At 52.0% G+C, this 14199-nt stretch carries 16 protein-coding genes and 1 tRNA gene; 6 read left to right on the top strand and 11 right to left on the bottom strand.

Annotated features, from left to right (window positions below; translation table 11 throughout):
- Positions 1-50: 50 nt before the first annotated feature.
- Positions 51-686 (top strand): hypothetical protein, encoded by a 636-nt coding sequence (locus AAGJ81_07305; GenBank protein ID MEM0965936.1) that lies wholly within the window; start codon positions 51-53, stop codon positions 684-686.
- 431 nt (positions 687-1117) lie between these two features.
- On the opposite strand, the gene AAGJ81_07300 is transcribed toward AAGJ81_07305, so the two are convergent.
- The 5 genes from AAGJ81_07300 to AAGJ81_07280 form a co-directional block, all read right to left on the bottom strand.
- Positions 1118-1194: transfer RNA gene (locus AAGJ81_07300), tRNA-Arg, on the bottom strand.
- A 378-nt stretch (positions 1195-1572) separates the two neighbouring features.
- Positions 1573-2169 carry a PEP-CTERM sorting domain-containing protein gene (locus tag AAGJ81_07295; protein MEM0965935.1) on the bottom strand — a complete coding sequence of 199 codons (597 nt, stop codon included), beginning with the start codon at positions 2167-2169 and terminating at the stop codon, positions 1573-1575.
- A gap of 249 nt (positions 2170-2418) precedes the next feature.
- Positions 2419-2967 (bottom strand): hypothetical protein, encoded by a 549-nt coding sequence (locus tag AAGJ81_07290; protein ID MEM0965934.1) that lies wholly within the window; start codon positions 2965-2967, stop codon positions 2419-2421.
- Between the two features lie 250 nt (positions 2968-3217).
- Positions 3218-3877, bottom strand: a complete 660-nt coding sequence (locus AAGJ81_07285) for a PEP-CTERM sorting domain-containing protein (GenBank protein MEM0965933.1) — start codon at positions 3875-3877, stop codon at positions 3218-3220.
- Between the two features lie 270 nt (positions 3878-4147).
- Positions 4148-4801: a PEP-CTERM sorting domain-containing protein gene (locus AAGJ81_07280; protein MEM0965932.1), complete on the bottom strand. Its 654-nt coding sequence runs from the start codon at positions 4799-4801 to the stop codon at positions 4148-4150.
- A gap of 248 nt (positions 4802-5049) precedes the next feature.
- Here AAGJ81_07280 and pgsA point away from each other — a divergent pair, with 248 nt between their 5' ends.
- The 3 genes from pgsA (at position 5050) to AAGJ81_07265 (ending at position 6553) form a co-directional block, all read left to right on the top strand.
- Positions 5050-5763, top strand: a complete 714-nt coding sequence (gene pgsA, locus AAGJ81_07275) for a CDP-diacylglycerol--glycerol-3-phosphate 3-phosphatidyltransferase (protein ID MEM0965931.1) — start codon at positions 5050-5052, stop codon at positions 5761-5763.
- A 10-nt stretch (positions 5764-5773) separates the two neighbouring features.
- Positions 5774-6274, top strand: a complete 501-nt coding sequence (locus AAGJ81_07270; protein ID MEM0965930.1) for a phosphatidylglycerophosphatase A — start codon at positions 5774-5776, stop codon at positions 6272-6274.
- A 138-nt stretch (positions 6275-6412) separates the two neighbouring features.
- Entirely contained in the window at positions 6413-6553 is a 141-nt protein-coding gene (locus AAGJ81_07265) for a hypothetical protein (GenBank protein ID MEM0965929.1), read from the top strand.
- Between the two features lie 341 nt (positions 6554-6894).
- Here AAGJ81_07265 and AAGJ81_07260 read toward each other — a convergent pair whose 3' ends face one another.
- Positions 6895-7479, bottom strand: coding sequence for a hypothetical protein (locus tag AAGJ81_07260; protein MEM0965928.1), 585 nt, complete (start codon positions 7477-7479; stop codon positions 6895-6897).
- A 93-nt stretch (positions 7480-7572) separates the two neighbouring features.
- Here AAGJ81_07260 and AAGJ81_07255 point away from each other — a divergent pair, with 93 nt between their 5' ends.
- Together AAGJ81_07255 and AAGJ81_07250 are read left to right on the top strand one after the other, a co-directional pair.
- The gene (locus AAGJ81_07255) at positions 7573-8595 is read left to right on the top strand and encodes an ABC transporter permease subunit (protein MEM0965927.1); all 1023 of its coding nucleotides are present in this window, start codon (positions 7573-7575) and stop codon (positions 8593-8595) included.
- Positions 8596-8598: 3 nt separating this feature from the next.
- On the top strand, positions 8599-9654 hold the full coding sequence (locus AAGJ81_07250; protein MEM0965926.1) for an ABC transporter permease subunit: 1056 nt from the start codon (positions 8599-8601) through the stop codon (positions 9652-9654).
- 17 nt (positions 9655-9671) lie between these two features.
- Here the strand turns inward: AAGJ81_07250 and AAGJ81_07245 are convergent, their stop codons facing one another.
- The 5 genes from AAGJ81_07245 to AAGJ81_07225 all read right to left on the bottom strand — a co-directional run bounded on the left by AAGJ81_07245 (position 9672) and on the right by AAGJ81_07225 (position 14192).
- The gene (locus tag AAGJ81_07245) at positions 9672-10880 is read right to left on the bottom strand and encodes a hypothetical protein (protein MEM0965925.1); all 1209 of its coding nucleotides are present in this window, start codon (positions 10878-10880) and stop codon (positions 9672-9674) included.
- A gap of 2 nt (positions 10881-10882) precedes the next feature.
- Positions 10883-11587, bottom strand: coding sequence for a C4-type zinc ribbon domain-containing protein (locus AAGJ81_07240; protein ID MEM0965924.1), 705 nt, complete (start codon positions 11585-11587; stop codon positions 10883-10885).
- Positions 11588-11646: 59 nt separating this feature from the next.
- Positions 11647-12459: an RNA methyltransferase gene (locus tag AAGJ81_07235; protein ID MEM0965923.1), complete on the bottom strand. Its 813-nt coding sequence runs from the start codon at positions 12457-12459 to the stop codon at positions 11647-11649.
- Complete coding sequence (lspA, locus tag AAGJ81_07230) at positions 12422-13015, bottom strand: signal peptidase II (protein MEM0965922.1); 594 nt, start codon at positions 13013-13015, stop codon at positions 12422-12424. The genes AAGJ81_07235 and lspA overlap by 38 nt, the downstream gene beginning before the upstream one ends.
- A gap of 106 nt (positions 13016-13121) precedes the next feature.
- On the bottom strand, positions 13122-14192 hold the full coding sequence (locus AAGJ81_07225) for a TraR/DksA C4-type zinc finger protein (GenBank protein MEM0965921.1): 1071 nt from the start codon (positions 14190-14192) through the stop codon (positions 13122-13124).
- Between the last annotated feature and the right edge of the window lie 7 nt (positions 14193-14199).

The following is a 14199-nucleotide window of genomic DNA, read 5'->3' as shown; positions in this document are numbered from 1 at the left end:
TAAACCCGTCCATTTTGAGTAAAGAAATGGGACAATTATGCTTGATAAAGATGACCAGGTTAATTACCGCTATTCTTGAAGTGGTTAGCTCTCGTCATAGTCTTGTAGGCACTTCGCTGATTGCCTTAGCGACCCTATTTTGGGTTTCTCCATCCAGTGGGAACATCAATCTGACTTACAATAACGTCACGGGGGATTTTCAGCTTTTGGAAACGGCTCCCACCGAACAGGGTCCAGGGATCAGACGGGTCAGCGTCTTTCAAATGCAGTATGGTTGGGATTTCGGCCTCCCATTTGTTGATCTTCTTTCTATTCGTAGTTTTTTACTCTCCCTCGATTCTGAGGTAAACCTATTTCAAGGGACTGCAGCGGGGGTCACCATCGACGAACTGTCATCAGGGACTGAAACCTCTGGATCAATCCTCGGCCTTCGGTTTGATCTAAGTGCGTCAGCACCGGTAACCGGTGGTCCTCTGAGCCTAACAGATCAATCTGGCACTGCAAGTGCGAGTCTTTGGACTCTTGGCTTGGGCACTTTCGTCGGTAACGCCCAGAATGGGACAAGCGGCACCACCACTGCCCCTTTTACCGTCACCGTAATTCCCGAGGCGGGTTCTTTCGCATTCGCTGCGGGTCTTTTCGGTCTGGCTGCTGTCGGACTCCGGCGCAGACGATCCGTACGATAACGTTCGTAAAGGACAGACAACCCGCCAGTGGGGTTCCTGGTCCCGTTGGTTACTAGAATTTCTTGGGATCGGTAACGGGTTGACCTGCTCCGCCTCGTTCCGAGTGCTGGCAAATGGGTTCACTGAGAGGCAGATGCAAAACGCAACTCTCACACAGAGGCGCAGGGCACCCAGAGCCACCGGTCTGCGTCTGGATGGATTCTTCTTTCATTCCCTTCTTCGTGCCTTTTGTGCTCTTTGCTGCGCCCATTCGGTTGCGTGTCGCTCCGCTCGAAAGTGGTGAGGTCGAGTTCCTTTTCTCTTCTGAACAGTGACGTTTAGATCATGGTAATCTGCCTCCCTGTGATTGGGAATCTGGGCCACTCAGGAATTCTACTTTCCCCCGTCCTCGGCCTACCGCCTGCCAGCGGTAGAACCTACAAAGTGCAAACTGGCACGCGGCGAGGGAGTCGAACCCCCAACCTCCTGATCCGTAGTCAGGTGCTCTATCCAATTGAGCTAGCCACGCTTCCTAGGAAACTTTTGAGAAAACCGAAGAAGGCCCCGATCTGTCAAGACTTCCGTCGAATACCCTAGGCAGAAAGATGCACTTTATCTGAAGCAATCTTTTTGGAGGGATATCGTCCTCGATGTCCGTGATCCGTCGCGTTAGCTTCGTAGTCTTGCCGATGATCCAATTCCTTGAGAAGGCTCATTCTGGCCTGCGAGTTCCGTTACCAGACGCGCGGCGCTTGAGAACAAACGCCCTCCATTTTTCTTTGGGACGATCACCAATGCCGAATCTAGTATCGCAGGAGAAAGCAGCAAACCAGTAAACTGGCATCGAAAAGGACGGACGACGCCTGCGTTTCAGAAATTCGTTTTTCCCAACGACCTCCCGAAATGCTCAACGCATCAACCGGCGACGGCGCGTCAGAGTCAACCCAACGGCAAGAAGACCGACCAAAACCCCGAAGGAACTAGGCTCGGGAACAATCGTAAATGTGAGAGGGGAAGTGGTAGGATTGGCTACCGTAGTGGGTTGACCCACGAAATCGCCTAACCCCGCCGTCCATAAACCGGATGCGACCGTGCCGCTCGAACCGTCAAAGATCAGAGGCCCTCCAGAACCAGGATCACTGGAAACAATTGCTCGGAAATCAACAGTAAGCGGATCCCCGCCAAAACCCATATCAGGAACAAACGAGACGATTGCCGGTGAGCCGGTGCCAGCCGTGCCCGCAAAAGCCCCGTCTGCAGTCAGACCGAGAGACAATAATCCCAACGAAACAAACAATGTTGTCTCACTAGGAAATGGATTATCAAACACCCACCGGTAATCCACCCTAGTAGTAATTCCGTCACCCGGTCCATTGTCGCTACCCCCAACGGTGTAGTCCCCAGTCACGTTGTTGTAGGTGATATTGATCATCGCCGACACCGGAGCCGAACCCAAAAAAGCCGCCGTTACAAACACCGCTGATACTTTGTAGATTTTCCACATCTTTCTCACAACGGGAGAGAGACTAGCAAGTTCTCTGCCGATGATCCATCAAAAAAACACTTATCGAAAGCACGGAGAAAACGAAGAATTCCACACGGCAGATGCACGGACTTCCTCTCTTTCTTAGTTCTTCGTGTCCTTCTTGGTGAAAATTAGCCTCTCCTATTTCATTGAACCGCTTCAATTTTCGATCCCTCCGCGTTTACGAATGGTTTCCCACCCTCTGTCACGGATGTACCGAACCGCGCCTTACGTCGCCGAGCGACGGCGGCGATTCAAAGTGAGTCCAAACGCGAGAAGACAGACCAAAACCTCTAAGGAACTAGGTTCGGGGACAATAGCAAAGGTAAGGGTAGAAGTCGTTGGATCTGCACCAGTCGGAGTAGGATCTCCCACAAACACTCCGAGTCCCGAAAACCATCGACTCGGAGCTACCGTGCCGCTCGAACCATCGAAACTCAAAACACCCCCGGCAACAGGATCGCCGGCCACAAGAGCCCTAAAAAGGACACTGACCGGATCCGAGCTCACACCATTTTGCGAAACGAAATTGGTGACCGTTTGACCCCCAGCTGTTCCGGCAAATGGACCATCATTATCTAATGCAGAAGTCAACGATGCCATAGAATTAAACAAAAAATTTGGCCCGTCGAATTCCCAAACGTAATCCACTCGGGGAGCACCCCCGTCACCCGGCCCATCATCGCTACCCGCAACCATATAATCCCCAGTTACATTGTTGTAGGTGATACTGATCATCGCACCCGCCGGGATCGTTGAGAAGAGGCCAGTAGCCAAGAAAAGAACTCACGCTTTGAAAATCATCTTAATTCTAAACATTAACATCGCTGCCTCCCGATCAACAACCAGCATTAGTCAAATCAAATCATTCTTTTGTCTCTCCACTCTCCTCGAGTCCAATTTAGGCCACGTGGCCTAGTCTACGGGATAAGCTCGTAACTTATGCAGGAGGGACCACCTAGAATGCCAGTTTAAGACCATTTGACCTCCGAATCATAATCCTACGCGTAATCGACTCTGCAAAACCTTACCCTCGCCTCGACCGCCTTCTCAGCAGGGCAAGGGACGCAGCCATGCCAAAGAGTAGGGCAAAGGAGGACGGTTCAGGAACCGGAACCGCCCTCGAAAAGATAAAGGTATCGTTAGAGCCATTCGTAGCGGTCCAAAGGGTTGTCCCCTCGGCGATATCCCCTGGCTCGGCATCTACGTCAGCGAGGGTCAGACCGTCGAAAAACATCGTATCACGGAAAGGATCGGCCGTGAGCTCTGTTGGGGCCAAGACGGATCCTTCTGTCACATGAACCTCCGACCACCAGAGACCCCCTTCAGCGAAACCCAGATGGTCATCATCCAACATAGGAAAAACCCCAGAGGAAGGCGAAGGAGCAGAAGGACCAAGAAATGAAGAGGACCCTACTGAAGGACCTATTGCCCTATAGTCATCAACCCCTGGCAGGATCACAACATCAGGGGTAAATTCCCCAAAGGAGTTCCAAAGATTACCATCCCAAGAAATCCCAGTGTTCGCAAGGTCGAGCGAACCGGAAAAACTCACGCGCAGGCCACCCGACTCTTCCACGAAGTGAACAGTCATAACCCCCATAACAGGGGACACTGAAAGACAAGCTACGATCCCAGTAAGGGTGGTTCTCGTGAGAGTATTTCGAAGTCCAACTAAAGCTGACATGAAGCTGAGCTAATCACACGCGGGAGAACCTGTCTACGATAGATAAAAAGAGGGGACAGGTTAGCAAAAATTTATCATTCTATCTAGAACTCCTGGGCTCCTAACGAACTCCCCGATTAGATTGAGAGCACAGAGTTTGAGACGGCTTCAGGATGGCGATCCCTCCCCTCAACAACCCCGTTTTAATACTACATCCCCCTACAATACAAACAAGAATCGGAAGAATAGGGGCTATCGCTTACAAATTTCCCTCAGGACATCTCAAGAACCTTACCCTCGCCTCGACCGCCTTCTCAGCAGAGCAAGAGAGGTAGCAAGGCCAAAGAGTAGGGCAAATGAGGACGGTTCAGGAACCGGAACGGTCCGCGAGAACACAAAGGTATCGCCAGTAACGTTGGCCGTCCAGAGTACCGTCCCTTCCGCGATGTCCCCAGGCTGAGCCCCGATATCGGTAAGGCTTTTACCGCCGAAAAACACGGTGTCACGGAAGGGATCCGCTGTGAGCTCCGTCGGTTCTAACTCCGTTCCGCCGGTCACATGTACAGCTGACCACCAGAGACCTCCGTCGTAAAACCCGAGAACGTTACTGTCTGGGGTAGGTAAAATCTGTGTCCCAAGGCCATCATCCGGAGTAAGGAATGTCGAGGAACCGATCGAAGGCCCTTCGTGGTCGTAGTCAAAAGCCCCCGGCAAAGTCACTCCTTGCGCAGTGAAAATCCCAGTCGTGTTTCGAAGTATTCCGTCCGAAAAAACCCCGGCACCTGTGAGGTCGAGCGAACCGGAAAAACTCACGCGCAGGCCACCCGACTCTTCCACGAAGTGAACCGTCATAACCCCCATAACAGGGGACACTGAAAGACTAGCTACGATCCCAGTAAGGGTGGTTCTCGTGAGAGTGTTTCGAAGTCGACCTAATACTGACATGAAGCCGAGGAAATCCCACGCGAGCAAACCAGTCTACGATAGATGAAAAGAGAAGACTAATTAGCAAAAATTTAGCATCCTATTCCAAAGTATTGTGTTCTTCACAAACTCCCGTTTCGAACAAGGGCTGTCGTCCGTTCTGGCCTTTGCTCGTAGGGTAGCAGTGGCCAGCTGATATCTCGGGTTAGCCTGGAAGCAATGCAGACAGGCAAAATCCCGCGGAAACTCTCACTGGAATGCGAGGGTCCATGATCCGCCGCCCGGCGCTTGAGGACAAGCGCCCTCCATATCCTTTGGGACTAGACCTGACATCGATTGAAATCGCACCCGAATCGAAACCAGATTGCATTCCCAATGACCGTGGCCATAGTCCCACCTCGATGAGTCTACCCAACCTACTGACGCTGTCACGGATCCCCTTTTTGTTCCTCATCGCAGTCTGCCTCTTTCTCCCGACCCCGGGACCGACCTTTGCCTTTGTCCTGTTCTTGGTGGCAGCGATCACGGATTGGGCAGACGGGTGGCTAGCCCGGAAAATGAACGAGATCTCCGACTTTGGTAAACTCATGGATTCCCTCGCGGACAAGATTCTGATGGTCGGGATGCTAGTCGTTCTCGTCTCGATTGATCTCTTGCCACCGTGGACCCTTTTTCTTGTTCTCTTAATAATCACCCGAGAGCTCTGGATCACCGGACTACGATTGGTTGCTGCAGCCCGTGGGATCGTTCTCGCAGCCGAAAGACTGGGAAAATACAAAACGGTATTTCAAATAGTCTCGATCGCTCTTTTGCTTCTTGCCCGAGCAGTCTCTATGGACTTCAGCGGAGGAGAATCGGCAGTGGCAAATTTTGTACATTCAGCGGGAGTTATTTGTTTCATTCTCGCAACAGCGCTAACCGTGGTTTCAGGAGCCGTATATCTCTGGAATTACCGGGGTCTGATGGCACCAGCGGGCAAGTAAGGGCGAGCTTGTGACGCAGGAGCGAAAGATCTTCTGGAGCCTGCTCCCTCGGTGGTTTGTTGTCGGCGCAACGACCTTCGGCCCTATTGGCCGTTTTAAAGCGCCCGGCACTTGGGGTTCTGCTGTCGGTGTGCTGGTCTTTACCCTACTGTTTGCCTATCTCCCCCCCGTTCCCTATCTGGTTCTCTGCGCCGTGCTCTTTTTTCTGGCCGTGCCTCTCTGCGGAGAAGCTGAGATCCGACTTGGCCAAAGAGATCCCGGATGCGTAGTCCTTGATGAATGCATCGCGGTGCCCGTCTGCTTTTTTGCGATACCTTTTCAACCAGGAGAAGCTACCTGGCCATGGATAGTCGCGGGCTTTCTACTGTTCCGTCTCTTCGACATCGCAAAGCCGTTCGGGATCAAAAAACTCCAGAATCTTCCCGGAGGATGGGGTGTTGTTGTCGATGATATTGCAGCTGCTTTAGCTGCTAACATTGTCCTTCAGTTGATCTACCATTTTTTCGCGTGAAGTCTCCAATTCGCTAGAGCAACTGTGTCTCAAACATGGCTTTCCAGAGAATAACGTGTTCACCCGCAACGCGGCCAACCTGGCATGCTCACCTTTCCGCTCGACCCCAAGTGATAGTCACCTATCCTCCTAAACTGCATGACTGAGAAGAACAATGAAGCGCCGCAGGACGACGTTCCACCCGAAGTTAAACGGAAAGCTGACCGTGCGATTTGGATTCTCTACATTGTCATGGCAATCCTCATCCTTTTGCCCTTCCTGATGCTGTTAGCCCGATAGAGGATTCGGGGAACAATCATACCGAGTTCTGTATAAGAGCCTACAGATTAACAACCCCAACCATGGAGGGAAGCCGTCTCGACTCGGCTAAGATCGTGACGGGTCGGTGTCCGCAACGCTTGGCAATCCAGATAATTGAACAGTCCGCAAGACGCTCACCCTCCAGAGACCCTATGGCTGAAACCGCGAACTGGCCACTCAAAGATCTTTTTAGAAACGAACTCCACTGACATCACATTAGTTCAGGAGGAATCCCTCGCAAAACCAAGAAAAACGCCCGTGCTGCCACGGGCGTTTGAAGGAAAATAGTTCCAAGAGTGATCTGATTATTCAAGCCAATCTCAAGGAGCAAAGTAAGGTGTGAGATCGATCGGATCAGTGACCTGAGGCTCTTCGTCAGGTTCGAGAAGGATCGGGTCAACTACCTGCGTTTCTCCATCGTCGGGCTCTATCGTATCAACAAGTGGCCCAAATCGTCTGACCAGCTGTCCCCGGAACCGCTCATCAAAGGGTAGATCCACAGCCAAAAGGAACTTCACGATCTCGATGACATCATCAGCGGAAACTACACCGTCGTCGTAAGCAATCATGATCTGATCCAACACCCTCTCTAGCCGACGGGCCAATGCCTGCTTTTGAGCGGCGGGCAGAGTATCAACAGCTCCCACGGTGATCCGGGGAACAGATGGGCTGGTTTCAGGAACGTCCGCTGGGTCGAGAACCTCAACCCCGTCTGGTCCAGCCCTTAGGACCTTGCCTGAAGGGAGATTCGCAAACTCAACATCCACCAACATGACGGATGCGGAGATGGCCCCGACCAAAACCATAGGAGTAAAATCCTCGCCTTCCGAATCCTGCGCCTGGGATTGAGACGCACCAAGTAGAAGAGCAGAGCAGACAATCGAAGAAGAAAAGAAGTGTTTCATGGCTCCCTTACTGTCTCCCGATCACGATTGCCTGTCAACGCCGATTTTCTTCTTTGATTTTCTCCAAAAACGCCTATCAGCTACCGAAAAACCTTGAAGACATACTTCCTCAAGCGGCTTCTCCTCGTGATTCCGACCCTGATCGGTGTCACTCTCGTTGTTTTTGCGATTACCCGTTTTCTTCCTGGGGGTCCCGTCGAGCAGGCAATCATGCAAGGCCAGATGGCCGACGGAGGCAGTGGCACGGGGCTCACAACTTCCTCCTCCGGCGTTGGCTTGACTCCGGGGCAGCTCGAACAAATCGAGGCCTACTACGGTTTCGACCGGCCATGGCTGCTTGCCTATTTCGAATGGCTGGGCCGGGTGCTTCGAGGCGATTTGGGAGACTCGTATCGCTATCAGACACCTGTCACAGAAATGATCTTCGAGAGGGTGCCCATCTCTGTTTACTACGGTCTGATTACCTTCGTCCTCACCTACGCAGTCTGTATCCCTCTCGGAATTCTAAAGACAATCAAGCATCGCTCGAAACTCGACAACGTAACCTCAGTGGTCGTCTTTGGGGGTTATGCTGTACCGGGATACGCGCTCGGTGCGATCCTCCTGGTCTATTTCGGTTTTGACTTAGAGTGGTTTCCAACCGGAGGTTTTGTGAGTGCAGACTTTCCAGACCTTTCCTTCTGGGGCCAAGTTGGTGATTTAGCGAAGCACTCGGTTCTCCCGTTGGCCTGTTACATGGTCGGTAGTTTCGCCTTTCTGACCCTTCTCATGAAAAACAGCCTTTTTGACAACCTTGCGGCAGACTACATGCGGACAGCCACCGAAAAGGGTCTTCCGTTCGGAAAAGGGGTTTTCCGGCACGCGCTTCGCAACTCCCTTATCCCGATCGCGACCAACTTTGGGAATGCGATTTCGATCTTTGTCGCCGGTTCCTTCCTGATCGAAAAGATTTTTTCAATCGAGGGAATGGGCCTGCTTGGCTACACGTCTCTAATCGAGAGGGATTACCCAGTCGTTATGGGAATACTCCTAATCTCTTCCATTCTTCTACTTATTGGAAACATTTTGTCGGATATGCTCGTTGCCGCGGTAGATCCCCGGATCCGATTTGATTAGCAGATGAATCCAATTACCCGCAAAAGACTCCAGCGATTCCGAAGCATCAAGCGGGGTTATTGGTCGTTTCTCCTCCTCTTAGGTATCATTTTTCTCTCCGCGGTTGCAGAGCTTTGGATCAACAATCGAGCTCTCATCGTTTCCTATGAGGGAAAACTGTATTTTCCTACTTATGGTGCTGAATTTACGGGCCAAACGTTTGGCGAATCCTATCTCTATGAGGCTAACTACCGCGAGCTAAAGAAGAAATTTGCGGAGCCTGGTAACCCCAACTGGGTCCTTATGCCGCTCGTGCCGTATGGTCCGAATGAATCGGTCTACCAAGATGGATCCTTTCCGCCCTATCCTCCCTCTTTTCAGTTGGAGCACTACTTAGGCACCGATCCACTGGGCAGAGATATTCTCGCCCGTTTGGTTTATGGGTTTCGGATCGCACTCGGCTTCTCACTTGCGCTCATGGCCTTTACCTACCTGCTGGCTATTTTTCTCGGATGTGCGATGGGCTATTTCGGTTCATGGGTGGATCTTCTGGGGCAACGACTCATGGAGATTTGGTCAAATATTCCCTTCCTTTATATCGTCATTATCCTCGCCTCTACCATTCCGGCAGCGGTAGGAGCCAACTTTCGCATCGGCGCCCTTTTGTTCGTGATGGTTATTTTCAACTGGGTTGGGATGGCCCAGTATATGAGGACAGCCACCTTTAAGGAGAAAACCAGAGATTATGTAGCTGCTGCCCGATTGATTGGAACCAGCCCGCTGCAAATTATCCGCCGTCATCTTCTTCCAAACACTCTTTCGATAGTGGTCACTTTTATTCCCTTCACGATTGTCTCTGGTATTACATCCCTGACGGCCCTCGACTTCCTTGGATTCGGAATTCCACCGCCAACGGCGAGCTGGGGTGAGTTACTACAACAGGGAACTCAGCGACTCGACGCCCCATGGATCGTTAGCTCCACCTTCTTTGGAATGGTAGCGGTCTTAGTCCTAGTCACCTTTGTCGGAGAAGCTATTCGAGAGGCCTTCGATCCCAAGAAATTCTCGTTCTACCGTTAGTTATGCCAAATTCGGTATTAAACCTCTTTCTGGAGGTAAGCGACCACCCCATCTGCGAACCGCTCTACAGCTGAAGGAGGAACTAGAGGTTCAGCGTGATGAAAGGTGAGGCAAAGCCGATCTCCCACCGTGCTGGCGGTAATCAAAATTCCTAAGTGACCCGGACGTACCGAGGCCGCAAACCAAAATCCATCCACGGAAGAAGATGCTTGGGGGTCAGGTCCGAGATTGGAGAGGCCCAATGAATATTCAAAGCTGTCTCGTTCCGGATCCAAGAAAGAACCCACCGCCTGACTCAGCACTTCAGGAGCAAAATCGGGTGGCCCGGTAATCGCTGAAGTTAGGGACACACTCAATTGCCGTTCCAGCACTGCCGCATCCGATGTCGCTTCCGCGTCACCTCCACATCCGAAATACACTAAAGCATTGCCGATGTAACAACCCATCGTCTCGTCAGGGACGCGCGGTTTCACACGCCGGCGAACGCTAACTGGTAGGATGAGTGCATTTTTCTCAGGAAAGTTCGGCAAATCGCTGGATACCCTCGCGACTGCTTCCATGAGTATGCTGTTCAGCTTTACCCCCCTGTTATGAGCCTGAGTAAGGAGTAACGCACAACCAATCTCCCTCAGAAACACCCGACTACGACGTTTGGGGAGGGCCACCCGACGATGAAATCGCCATGGCTCCATTCCTTCGGGCGGAGGCAAAGCCGCAGAAAAGTTCTTCGCCGTTGAAGCCATCATTTCCTCCACGCTCGGTGTTAGTGCCTGTTCCCCCTCACTGCTCCCGTTCCCACAACTCCCTTCGAGGACTTCGTTGAGAAGACTACGAAGAGCCGTTCCATCTGCAATCGCATGATGGACCTTCAAAAATACATGTGGCTTCTCCCCTTCGCGGGTCAGAAAAAACTCAAAGGGTGGCCGATCTGCTTGCAGAGGGGTATCGAGCAACTCCTCAAACCACAATGCAGGATGGATCGCTTTTTCGATTACCGTTGGCGCTTCCCAATCAGTCCTCTCGGAAAAACAAAGCCTGCCTTGATGGTCACGCACGATCTCACAACGCAGTAGAAGGTGGCGCGAAAGCATCTTCTGAAGGGCTCGATTCAACTGGTCGACGTTGGGGACGTCATTTAGGCGTGCCGCAGCGACAGTCACCAAGCCGCCGTCCAGCTTGGTGTGAAAATCCGCAAGGAACGCTTCCGCGAAACCAAGAGTCCGCATCTCTACTCGAGATAGAGGAGTCGATCGCATTGGTCACAACGAACGACCTTGAAATCCTGAACAGCAGCATACACCTCATTGCTCACACGCAAGTGACAACCACCGCACTTTTGATCCTCGAGCGGAACAACGACCGGGGGCCGCTTGATCTGTTTCCAGAGCGAATCGTAAATCATCAGAAGGTCCGTCTCTACGAGAGCCCTACGCTCTTCCACCTCGCTCTTCATTCCGTCCAATTTTCCGCGGAAATGCTGCTCGTCCTCGTCAATTTTAGTGAGCGTTTGCTGAAGGCGACCCACCACCTTCGCGGATTCGGCCTCTTTCCCGGTGAGAACAACCTTTTCCTCTTCAATTTGATCCAGAAGACGGATTTCTGCCTCCTCGATTTCATCAATCTGATTCTCGAGGTTCTGAATCTCGTGATTCAACGCTTCATACTCTTCATTTTTCTTCACCTCCAGCTGCTGGTTTTTCAGTTTCCTGATTTTTTCGTCAGCAGCCTCTGTATCTGCTTCCATCCGCTCACCCGAAACTTCGAACTCCTTAATCTTCGATCGCAACTCATCGACTTCGGATTCGACCGAACGGATCTCACTCTCGACCCTTATTCGTTCTTCGGGGAAAGACTGGAGAGACAAAAGAGCCTTGCGCAAATCGAGGTCCTTAGCCTGCAGCGCTAGAAGAGCGGTCATTTCATTGCTCGGCATCTTCGGTTGATCCTTGGATAGCACTGACAGTCCGTCGAGAACTTTCGGATCTTGCGACCCTATGTTCTTTCTGCCCTTTGCTGACGTTTCCATTCATAGAGTAGGAGCGCCCCCGATACGGACACGTTAAGAGAATCAATTCCTTTCTCCATCGGTATTCGAAGCCCGGTTATCCATTCGTGGTCCCACTCGTTTGAGAGCCCGAAATGCTCTTCCCCAAGAACGATCACCGGATCGCTCGGCCAATTCGCCTCCCAAAAAATTTGCTCAGAATTTTTGTCGGCGGCAAAAACCGTCAAAGTACTTTGACCTAACAAATTGATCAACTCGCTCGCCGTTGAAGTCCAGCCGGGCAGACGGAAAACCAGACCCCGGGACGCTCGGATAACCTGCGGGCTCTCAAAGTCGACAGCCGGGTCACACAGCACAACGCCCGCCGCACCCACCGCATAGCAAGTCCGGATCAACGCACCAAGATTTCCAGGCTTTTCGATACGATTCGCGACAATTAGCGGACCACCGGGGTCAACTGGTATTGAAAAAGCGCGATCCGGTGTGCGGGCAACTGCAATGATTCCGTCGGGATTCTCTCTGACGGACACTTTCTCTAGAACCGCCTCAGAAACTCGACGCCACTCAACCTGATTCTCGTTCAATTTCTCCTGCCATTCACTCAAGGGTCCTTCTTCGAGCGATGAAGAAAGGAGGACCTCCTCAATGAATATCTTCCCTGTAATGGCCTGATCCAATTCATACCCTCCGTCGATCAGGAATCTCCCCGCTTGCCTTCTCCGCCGGCCCGAACGCAGTTTCGCCCAGTCGCGTACTCTCGGATTAGCTGGACTCTCGATCGGATCCAGAACGTTTCGCATTTGTCTGTTTCTCCAAATAGGCCTGACTTCCCTTGGGTGGGAAAAACGAAAGGATAAGGTAAAAAATCACTCCGCAACAGATCGCGCTATCCGCTACATTGAAGGCTGGCCACCGATACGGGGGTATGCCGAGAAAAGCGATTCCCGGTAAATGGACGTCCAAAAAATCGACGACGTGATGGTAGATGATGCGATCCAACAGGTTACCCACAATACCTCCAACGATCAGCCCGAAAGCGACCTGCATGACCGGAAGGGTGAGCTCTAGTGATCGTCGAAAACAGTAAATAGCCACCAGAGCTCCGATAGCCACAAGGATCAAGACAGACCGATAACCACTCAAGAGCCCCCAAGCAGCCCCCTCGTTCCCAATGTGGACCAACTGGAAAAAACCGGGGATAATTACGATGGGGGACTCCCCTCCCGGCCCTCCATTCGGGAAATAAGTCGGGAAAGGCAGGATGGCATCGATCCAAGCTTTGGTCGCCTGGTCAAACACCAGCACCGCACCAGCCAGAACCCAAAACAGGCGGTAGGCTCGCAGGTTAGCCAACATCGATAGCAGCGCCGGAGAGTCTTCGACAAATCCCGAGTCGAATCGCCAAATCCGACCAGAACTCCGTGCTACTGATCCGACTCACAATGCAACTGGTTCAAAGCCGTTATTCGTCGTCGTCATCGGCTACAACAGGCGAGTCTTCCCCGTCAAATCCTTGAATTCCGGCTTTTTGAACCTTTCGGACACGCCCTCTTTCGACCTCAATCTGTCCTTCTACAGAGTAGCGGGTGAACGGGACCGCCTTCAACCGGTCACGACTGATGGCTTTACCCGTAATCTCGCAGACCCCATAAGCGCCCTCCCGAATACGGCGGATTGCTTCGTCAATTTCGTAGAGGGCCTCCTGCTCACTCGACACCATACTGAGAGCAAAATCCCGGTCAAAACTATCAGTTCCGGCATCCGCCATGTGCTGTCCGTAACTGGAGAGGTCACCGGAGTCCTCTTTATTTGAGCGGTTTAGGGTCTCTTCAGAATGACGATTCAAGCCTTCTGCGACTTCGTCATGCAACTTTACGAGAGCCCGGAAGTAAGAAATGAATTTTTTGGGAACACCCTCCTCAGAGCTCTGACTTGGCTCCGGAGCACTCGTCGTCGCCATAGGATCGAATCCTAAAAGGTCTGCCACAGAAGCAGCTCCAAAGGACTGTTTGGCCCGGGTCGGAGACTGCACCTCCTTCACAGCTGCCTTTACCGGTTTCTCGGCAGCTTTCTTCTTGGGTTTCTCGTCCACGTCGGGAGGAGCGGACTTACGGTTCTTGAGATAGCTCCTGAGATCCTCCAAATTGAAAACCACCGGCTGACCTTTTCGAGCCTCCTCCTCACCCGTCTTCGGACCCCGGCGTTTCAGGGCCTCTGTCACCCGACGGGTAACCTCTTCGACTCCTACTGTCGATTCCGATTCCTCTGCCTTTTCTTTCTCCTTGGCTACCTTTTTTCTAGCAACAGCCTTCTTCTTCGCACTTTTCACTGCGATCTTCTTCGTGGCAGATTTCTTACCGACACTCTTCTTCGGCACAGTTTTCTTCGAGACGGCTTTCTTCGTCACGCCTCTTTTAGCGACCGTCTTTTTAGTCGATTTGGTAGCCCTTTTCGCAGCTGCCTTTTTCGCAACTTTCTTCGCTACCTTCTTTGCAGAGACTTTCTTCGTAACAGTTTTCTTTTTCGTAGGCATGGATCAA

It is taken from the genome of Verrucomicrobiota bacterium (genome assembly GCA_038744685.1).
Lineage (GTDB): Bacteria > Verrucomicrobiota > Verrucomicrobiia > Opitutales > Puniceicoccaceae > Puniceicoccus.
This window is presented reverse-complemented; position numbering and strand designations above follow the sequence as displayed.

Excerpts from the sequence above, each read along its gene's own strand:
- AAGJ81_07305 (MEM0965936.1), top strand. The coding sequence starts at position 51 with ATGACCAGGTTAATTACCGCTATTCTTGAAGTGGTTAGCTCTCGTCAT.
- AAGJ81_07295 (MEM0965935.1), bottom strand. The coding sequence starts at position 2,169 with ATGTGGAAAATCTACAAAGTATCAGCGGTGTTTGTAACGGCGGCTTTT.
- AAGJ81_07285 (MEM0965933.1), bottom strand. The coding sequence starts at position 3,877 with ATGTCAGCTTTAGTTGGACTTCGAAATACTCTCACGAGAACCACCCTT.
- AAGJ81_07280 (MEM0965932.1), bottom strand. The coding sequence starts at position 4,801 with ATGTCAGTATTAGGTCGACTTCGAAACACTCTCACGAGAACCACCCTT.
- pgsA (MEM0965931.1), top strand. The coding sequence starts at position 5,050 with ATGATCCGCCGCCCGGCGCTTGAGGACAAGCGCCCTCCATATCCTTTG.
- AAGJ81_07265 (MEM0965929.1), top strand. The coding sequence starts at position 6,413 with ATGACTGAGAAGAACAATGAAGCGCCGCAGGACGACGTTCCACCCGAA.
- AAGJ81_07260 (MEM0965928.1), bottom strand. The coding sequence starts at position 7,479 with ATGAAACACTTCTTTTCTTCTTCGATTGTCTGCTCTGCTCTTCTACTT.
- AAGJ81_07250 (MEM0965926.1), top strand. The coding sequence starts at position 8,599 with ATGAATCCAATTACCCGCAAAAGACTCCAGCGATTCCGAAGCATCAAG.
- AAGJ81_07245 (MEM0965925.1), bottom strand. The coding sequence starts at position 10,880 with ATGCGGACTCTTGGTTTCGCGGAAGCGTTCCTTGCGGATTTTCACACC.
- AAGJ81_07240 (MEM0965924.1), bottom strand. The coding sequence starts at position 11,587 with ATGCCGAGCAATGAAATGACCGCTCTTCTAGCGCTGCAGGCTAAGGAC.
- AAGJ81_07235 (MEM0965923.1), bottom strand. The coding sequence starts at position 12,459 with ATGCGAAACGTTCTGGATCCGATCGAGAGTCCAGCTAATCCGAGAGTA.
- lspA (MEM0965922.1), bottom strand. The coding sequence starts at position 13,015 with ATGTTGGCTAACCTGCGAGCCTACCGCCTGTTTTGGGTTCTGGCTGGT.
- AAGJ81_07225 (MEM0965921.1), bottom strand. The coding sequence starts at position 14,192 with ATGCCTACGAAAAAGAAAACTGTTACGAAGAAAGTCTCTGCAAAGAAG.